Raw genomic sequence first — 7,175 nt, forward strand, 5'->3', positions numbered from 1 at the left:
AGATTATCGACGCCAAACTGCGCTATCCGCACACCGCATTGCTGTATCTGTCGTTTGACGCGCGTGCGTTTAGCAATATCCCCAAAATGACGGTTGATATGTATGGCCGTTATCTTAAAGTGCCCGTCAATTATGACCCTGTTAGCCGTACCAGCGCGGGCATTTGGACCGGTGAGTTTAAAACAGACTATACCAACAACCCTGCATGGGTATATTACGACTTAATCACTAATGATCGTTATGGCCTTGGCGACCGCTTAAAGCCGTTTATGATTAATAAATGGGCCATTGCTCATATCGCGCGTATCTGTGATGAGCCGGTTAGCGATGGTAAAGGCGGCACTGAGCCGCGCTTCACTTGTAATTTGTATTTGCAGGTCGCTGAGCAAGCATACCAAGTCTTGCAGCATATCGCCGCCATCTTTCGCGGCATGTCGTTTTGGGACGGCGCACAAATCGTCCTCGACGCCGATACGCCGCGTGACGCTGATTATGTGATTACCCGTGCAAACGTCGTTGATGGCGCATTCGTCAAAAGCGGTACCGCCATCGATGACCGTCATACGCTTGTGCAAGTTGCATGGTCAAACCCCGATAACAATTACGAGACCGATTATGTGACCGTCCGCAACGAGCGTGCGATTGCAAAATATGGCATCAATCCGCTTGATATGCCAGTTGTTGGCTGTACCAGCGAAGGCCAAGCGTACCGAGCAGGACTAGCGGCATTACTCTCTGAGCAAAACCGTACGCAAACCGTCAGCTTTGCCATGGGATTGGACGGCTCACTGCCAAGCGTTGGCAGCCGCGTCGATATTGCCGATATGATGTTTACGGGTGCCAATAATGGCGGACGCATATCAGCGGTTAATGCCAATTACACGGTTATCACTGTGGACCGCGATGATATACCGGCAAAAGCTGGCGATAGATTAAGCGTCAACTTAGAGTCTGGTCGCGCCCAAACTCGCGAAATATTAAGCGTATCAGGACGCAACATCACCGTCAAAGCGCCGTTTGACCCCGTTGCTGCAGAAAATGTCTGGGCCGTTGATAGCGATGAGCTGCCAACCATGCCGTTTATCGTCTTATCGATTACTGAAAATGAGGACAGAACGCAATACACGTATACCGCATTGCAGTATGATGCAGGCTTATATCCGCAAATAGATAACGGCACCATCATTGAGCCGCGCCCACCAGTGCCGCCGATGAATCCGTATATCATTCAAGCGCCGGATAGTGTCACCGTGTCATCGCGTAACCGTGTGGTACAAGCGCAAAACGTCACCACATTCGTTATCGTGTGGGACCAAGTTAAAGATGCGGTCGCATACGACGTTGAATGGCGCAAAGATGATGGCGACTGGATTAAGCTGCCACGCACGGGCAATATCAGTGCTGAAATCGACGGGGTTTACAGTGGTAACTATCTGGCGCGTGTCCGTGCTTTATCAGCATTTGATGCCATCTCAAAACCAACCACATCAATGCTTACCGCCATCACGGGCAAAGCAGGCAAACCACCAAAACTGTTAGCGCTAAAAGCAACTGGTTTGCTGTTTGGTATGCAGCTTGACTGGATCTTTGCACCAGGCAGTGGCGACACGGCTTATACCGAAATCCAAGTCGCGTCTACACCTGATGTCAATGTCGCCACGCTTGGCCAATTTGCTTTTAATACCGACACGCATACGGTAAATGGCCTGCAAGGTGGTTTGACTCAATACTATCGTGGCCGTATCGTCGATAAATTGGGTAATACCAGTGATTGGACCACATGGATTAGTGGTACGACGGATAACAGCGCTGATAAAGTGCTTGATTTGGTACAAGGCAAAATCAATGGCAGCTCGCTAGATGTTGCTTTAACGACTAAGATTGACAAAATCGGCACCATTGAGGGCGACTTAGCCACTGAAACCCAGCAACGTATTGCTGACATCATTGAAACCAAGCAAAAAGCTGATGCTGCTCAAGCAGCCGCTACCAATGCTGCCACTTTAGCGGGCAACAAGGGCGAGGTTATCTACCAATGGCAGACGCCAAGCGTAGCGCGGCAACTGCCACAAAATCTATGGATCGATACAACCGGCGGTAAAAACACACCTAAACGCTGGGATGGTAACGCATGGGTTGCGGTCACTGATAAAGCAGCGATTGATGCGCAAGCGGCAGCAGCGGAAGCATTAAGCAAAGCCAATGCCGTCACTCAAAATATCGTCACGATATTGGATGAGCAGCAAATCATTAAAGATGATTTGGGCGTGCAGTATGAGACGCTGCAAGGCGTCATCGCAGACTACAAACCTCGATATACTGATGCATCACGCTATACTGATGCGTCACGCAGTCAGCAATGGACGTATGCAAAAACGGTGGCGCGTGATAACTATGCAACCAATGAGCGCATCACCAATTTGCAAAGTGAGGTTGGTAGTAGCAGTGCTCAATTACGTCAAGAGTTGACTACGGTTGCAACTGCTACGACCGCCACCGCGTCAAATGTTGAGACGCTGCAAGCAACGGTTGGATCTAATACAGCATCAATCCAAACGTATAACGTAGTGATTAACGGTTTAAGAGCACAATCGTCGCTAGTGCTCGATGTCAATGGCTACGTGGTTGGGACCGGTACTTATAACGATGGCAAGACAGGTACGTTTGCTGTCCGCGCGGATGAGTTCTATATCGGCTCACCAAACGGCAGCAAGGAGCTAGGGTTTGTGCATTATGAAACAGCACAAGAGATTAATGGTGTCATTATCCCGATAGGCACGTATCTAAGAAACGCTTACATAGCCAATGGCGCCATTACACTGGCCAAGATTGATACAGCAACCATTACGTCTTTATCAGCATTATCAGCAACGATTGGGCATTTCAAATCAGCACTAACTGGCGCTAGATTAGAAATTAAGGATAGCTTGCTGAGTGTCTATGATGCTAACAATAAACTGCGCGTTAGATTGGGGTTATGGTAATGGGACAAGGATTACAAGTATTTAACGAGCTAGGAAACATCGTCTTTGATACCAATACAAAGACGATTAAGGTTTTAGAGAGATTTAAAATCGTACCAAATATGGACAGAACGTTTACTCACTCATTATTAGCCAGTGATGCGCCTTTCTATCTCATCACACCAGTGGCTACCGGCAATCTCATTGATCAGATCACTGTCACAAAGCTAAGCAATGGGTTTAGAGTGCAAACCAACAGTCTAAGGATGTCAAACGGCAACTTATATCCGAATGCTAACTTTTTAGAAATAACGATAGGGACTTACTGATGCCAAGCGGATTTGAGGTTTACAGCGATAACGGCACCCTGCAAGCGTCGGATAAGCACTATGACTTAAGCCGCAGTCGCACTCAGAAATACAGTGGAGACGTAGAGTTTTACGATAGGATTTACGCAATAGAGCCCGATAACACGAAAGGCGTTAATGTTAAGTTTATAGAAGACCCACCTGTATTGACGCAAGCAGTTCAAGGTGACGGCACGTTACATATCTTTGAGTTTGGTCATGTCCCAAAGGGCAAGATGGGGCTTGAAGTATATGATGAAGCAGGCTTACTCACATTCTCATCTGACCTTAGAAGCTGTAATGTCATTGATTTTATTGACATACCTAACTATGAAAACATGAGTGGGTCTAATGGCGCCTTGTTCACCAAAGACTATGGCGTGAGTAGATTCGCAATCATACCTATTCGTATACCCTTCATGGCGTTAGCGTCAGATAATTTTAATACGCATCATTTAGGGACATTGAGCTTTATAAAAAACGGCACCACATTAGAGATACGCAGAGTAATTAGCGAAAGGGATTACCTGCCGTCTTTTTTAGGGTTCGTTTACCCAAAACGATTAAGCTTCGCTGTTATTGATGTTACTAACTTTTAAGAGAGGTTTTATATGAAATATCTACTATTAACAGCGTTATTGGTTGGCGGATGTGCCACCACAACCAATCAACCTACCATGCAAGATGCCATTGATATTCAAGTGCAGCGCGATTTTGAAAAAGAGCAGCAAAAGCGTGTGCAGGATATTATTAATGACAATATTATACAAAGCCAAATAAGCTAAATCTTTCGCCGCATCATTACCATTGCCCCTTAATTGGGGTTTTATTTTATCTAAAATTTGAGGAGGAGTTATGCAGCAAAGCCTAGCTGTATTTACAACAGCGAAACTACTTGCGCTATCAGCGATGGGCGCCGCTGCAAGCGCCGCAAGTGCAGCAAACGCGGCCAGTCTTAGTATGCAGCTCAATGAGCCGTATTTATTTTTCTATCTGCAACTACCCTTATGGTTTCTTTTTATTACGATGATCGTACTCACGTTTGTAGGCGCGTTTTTGTCATTAACGACAGACTATATGCGCGCACGCGGTACCACTGCAAGTAAGCTCACGACCGCAATTGCGGTTGGTTTCGTTATTTCGTTTGTTGTGCTGCCTACCATCACGTCCGAGCCGAATCCGGCTCTTATGATGCTAACAGCAGTAACAGCCGCTTTTAGCGGTACAACCCTGGTGTATTTAGCAGGAAGATTGATTGGCAATAAGCAGCTCCAAGATGCAGTCATCGATTTGATTGTGCAGCGTAGCATTAAATTCTTGGCCGCCGCATTAGATTTACTTTCTGAGCATACATTAAAGCTCTTTGGCGCAATCTTAGTCGGTATTGTCGCGTCGTTTGTTATGCTGCCACAATTAAACGAAGGTCTTGATGCTCAAGTGACATTGAGCGCCGACTATACGGAGGTGTTCAATGTTTAATATAGTTAATCATGCAATACCGATCTTCGGATTGGTACTATGTATCATTGTCACTCTAATAAAGAAAATTAACACCCGAGGCGCTATTTGTACCGCAAAATTGCATCTTTATGCGGTCGGCTGGTTGGTGTTGGTATGGGCAGATTGGGGCAGCGACTATGCGCCAACTTTTACAATAACGCTGTTTAGTTTAATCATGCTGATTAATAATTTGCTTTATGTGAAGCAGCTTACAATCCCTCGGCCAATCAAGTTTAAAACACTTTGGCCGCCAAGATTTAGACATTAACAGGAGCAAATCATGCGATTTAATTTAATCAAAACTGCAAGTCAGCTGACAAACATCGCTATCAAAAACAGCGAGATTGTCCAGCCCTATGTCAAACCAAGTCACTACCGACGTGGGCTTATGGCACTTAACGCACTGCACTATGCGCTACGCATTGCAGATAAAGATAAATAATAATCAACATTAATCACAGCCTCTATTTAGAGGCTTTTTTAATGTCTAAAATAAGGTAAACATTATGGCTAAAGTAGTAATCACCGCCGGTCATAGCAATACTGACCCAGGCGCGGTAAACGGCAATATCACCGAAGCTGAGATCACAACTGACATGCGCAATATCGTTGCGTATTGTCTAAAAGACTTAGGCATTGATGTTGTCACCGATGGTCGCGGCAATGACAATCAAACGTTGCGTCAAGCGATTAAGCTTATCAAGCAAGGTGAGGTCGCTATTGAGTTTCACTGTAACGCTTTTCACTTGCCGACAGCGGGCGGCGTCGAAGCATTGGCACAACCAAAGGACAAAGTAATCTGCCAAAAACTATGCGAAGCAATCAGCGATGTGATGGGGATCCCAGTGCGTGGTCCTGCTGGTGGCTTTAAACCAGAAAACAGTGGTCAACATTCACGACTAGGCTATGTCCGCGAAGGTGGTATAATCTTAGAGCTATTTTTTATCTCTAATCCAAAAGAGCTTGCCACGTACCAAGCCAAAAAATGGCTGATTGCGCGTGAGATTGCAGACGTCATTGCTGAGCATGTTGGCGTTAAGTGTAAGGCGTAAATCATGACGCAGTTTTTGGCGCAGTTTGCAGTAAATCAGTTTAAATCAACCAAAACCATTTTTTATAAACATATGATTTAATTATGTTTATTTTTAACTGATTTATATTAACTGCCATCAAAAAGAGTTCGAGTATCTCACACCCCTACTCGCACTCTTGGCACAAATTTTGGCACAAATTTCACAACAACCATTGCATTGTATTGCACGTTAAATATTTAAACCCTTGTGTTTACTACGTTTAGCAATGCAATATAATACTATTACGCGCATCGTACAGGTTCAAATCCTGCCGTTCCGACCAAACATAGTAGTTAAACAAAAAAGCCAATCATTGTTTTCAATGGTTGGCTTTTTTTGTGCTCATTATTCTTCACTAAGTATTACAAAGACGGTATTACAAAGACGCTTTGGTTATGGCACTTAGCGCTTCATTAATGACAAAGACTTTAGATTTGATATCTTTAAAACCAAATGAAGTCAATCTTTGGCTATGCTTGTCTAAATATCTGTTGGCATCGTCCAAATTATCAAACACATAAATCCCGCCCGCTTCTTGCGTTGCTTCATTTTCTGTCCATAGCTTATAGACCAAACCGTTTTCGGTTGCGATATCTTCAGCCAACTCCTTCATGGCATCAAAAAACGCACTACCAAAAGGCCCACTATAAGGAAAGTCGATTTGCAAAAGGTATTTCATAATTTAATCCTCTGTGTTATTAAAGGGTTGGCAATCATATATTCTGCCAGATGACTACAATCTTAACATATTACGATTCGCTATAGACTTTTAGTAAGCAAGTCGCTAGGGTAAATACTTTATATTTACTCTGGTTTGTCCTATGTCTGAGCTTACGCCACGCCTTGATAGCTATGCACCTTGGGAAGCTTATCGGCGACCTTTTGTACGTGATTTGGCGTATGTGCTCGCCTGCCCTAATGTCTTGACGACGTGGTTAGATTTCGCACCACATCAAACTACCCACAAAGTTGCAATAAATAGCGCAGACTTTTGGCAACAGCAATATGCCGCGTACGAGCCGCGTTTAAAAGAACTGGATAGCACCTATGCTTATCAAGAGCTAACTCGCTACTTATTAAAACGTCCTAGCCCCAATCGCTTGGGTTTTCACTTTGAAGGCTTATTGTCATTTTGGCTAGAAGATGGCTTTGCGCGCAAATTACATCCGTATGAGACGCTTGCCAATAACGTACAGTTATACAATGGCAAGCAGACAACAGGCGAGCTTGATTTGATTTTGTATAATCATGAAGACAATCTGGTTGAGCATTGGGAATTGGCGATTAAGTTT

The 7,175-nt window shown here is 44.6% G+C and carries 9 protein-coding genes; 8 read left to right on the plus strand and 1 reads right to left on the minus strand.

Annotated elements, in window-relative coordinates:
• The 7 genes from V7D75_RS11365 to V7D75_RS11395 form a co-directional block, all read left to right on the plus strand.
• Positions 1-2,984 (plus strand): host specificity protein J (locus tag V7D75_RS11365; protein WP_333614641.1); only part of this gene is annotated, 2,984 nt, incomplete at its 5' end.
• Entirely contained in the window at positions 2,984-3,292 is a 309-nt protein-coding gene (locus V7D75_RS11370) for a hypothetical protein (protein ID WP_333614642.1), read from the plus strand. The genes V7D75_RS11365 and V7D75_RS11370, both read left to right, overlap by 1 nt.
• On the plus strand, positions 3,292-3,909 hold the full coding sequence (locus V7D75_RS11375) for a hypothetical protein (protein ID WP_333614643.1): 618 nt from the start codon (positions 3,292-3,294) through the stop codon (positions 3,907-3,909). The genes V7D75_RS11370 and V7D75_RS11375 overlap by 1 nt, the downstream gene beginning before the upstream one ends.
• Positions 3,910-3,921: 12 nt before the next feature.
• Positions 3,922-4,095 (plus strand): hypothetical protein, encoded by a 174-nt coding sequence (locus V7D75_RS11380; RefSeq protein ID WP_333614644.1) that lies wholly within the window; start codon positions 3,922-3,924, stop codon positions 4,093-4,095.
• A 70-nt stretch (positions 4,096-4,165) separates the two neighbouring features.
• Positions 4,166-4,789 (plus strand): hypothetical protein, encoded by a 624-nt coding sequence (locus V7D75_RS11385; RefSeq protein ID WP_333614645.1) that lies wholly within the window; start codon positions 4,166-4,168, stop codon positions 4,787-4,789.
• A gap of 301 nt (positions 4,790-5,090) precedes the next feature.
• The gene (locus V7D75_RS11390; RefSeq protein WP_305936083.1) at positions 5,091-5,252 is read left to right on the plus strand and encodes a hypothetical protein; all 162 of its coding nucleotides are present in this window, start codon (positions 5,091-5,093) and stop codon (positions 5,250-5,252) included.
• A 64-nt stretch (positions 5,253-5,316) separates the two neighbouring features.
• Positions 5,317-5,862, plus strand: coding sequence for an N-acetylmuramoyl-L-alanine amidase (locus V7D75_RS11395; protein WP_333614646.1), 546 nt, complete (start codon positions 5,317-5,319; stop codon positions 5,860-5,862).
• 397 nt (positions 5,863-6,259) lie between these two features.
• Here the strand turns inward: V7D75_RS11395 and V7D75_RS11400 are convergent, their stop codons facing one another.
• Positions 6,260-6,562 carry a monooxygenase gene (locus V7D75_RS11400; RefSeq protein WP_333614647.1) on the minus strand — a complete coding sequence of 101 codons (303 nt, stop codon included), beginning with the start codon at positions 6,560-6,562 and terminating at the stop codon, positions 6,260-6,262.
• Positions 6,563-6,704: 142 nt separating this feature from the next.
• Here V7D75_RS11400 and V7D75_RS11405 point away from each other — a divergent pair.
• On the plus strand, positions 6,705-7,175 hold a 471-nt coding region (locus tag V7D75_RS11405), incomplete at its 3' end, for a DUF1853 family protein (protein WP_333614648.1).

It is taken from the genome of Psychrobacter sp. (assembly GCF_036731945.1).
Taxonomy (GTDB): domain Bacteria; phylum Pseudomonadota; class Gammaproteobacteria; order Pseudomonadales; family Moraxellaceae; genus Psychrobacter.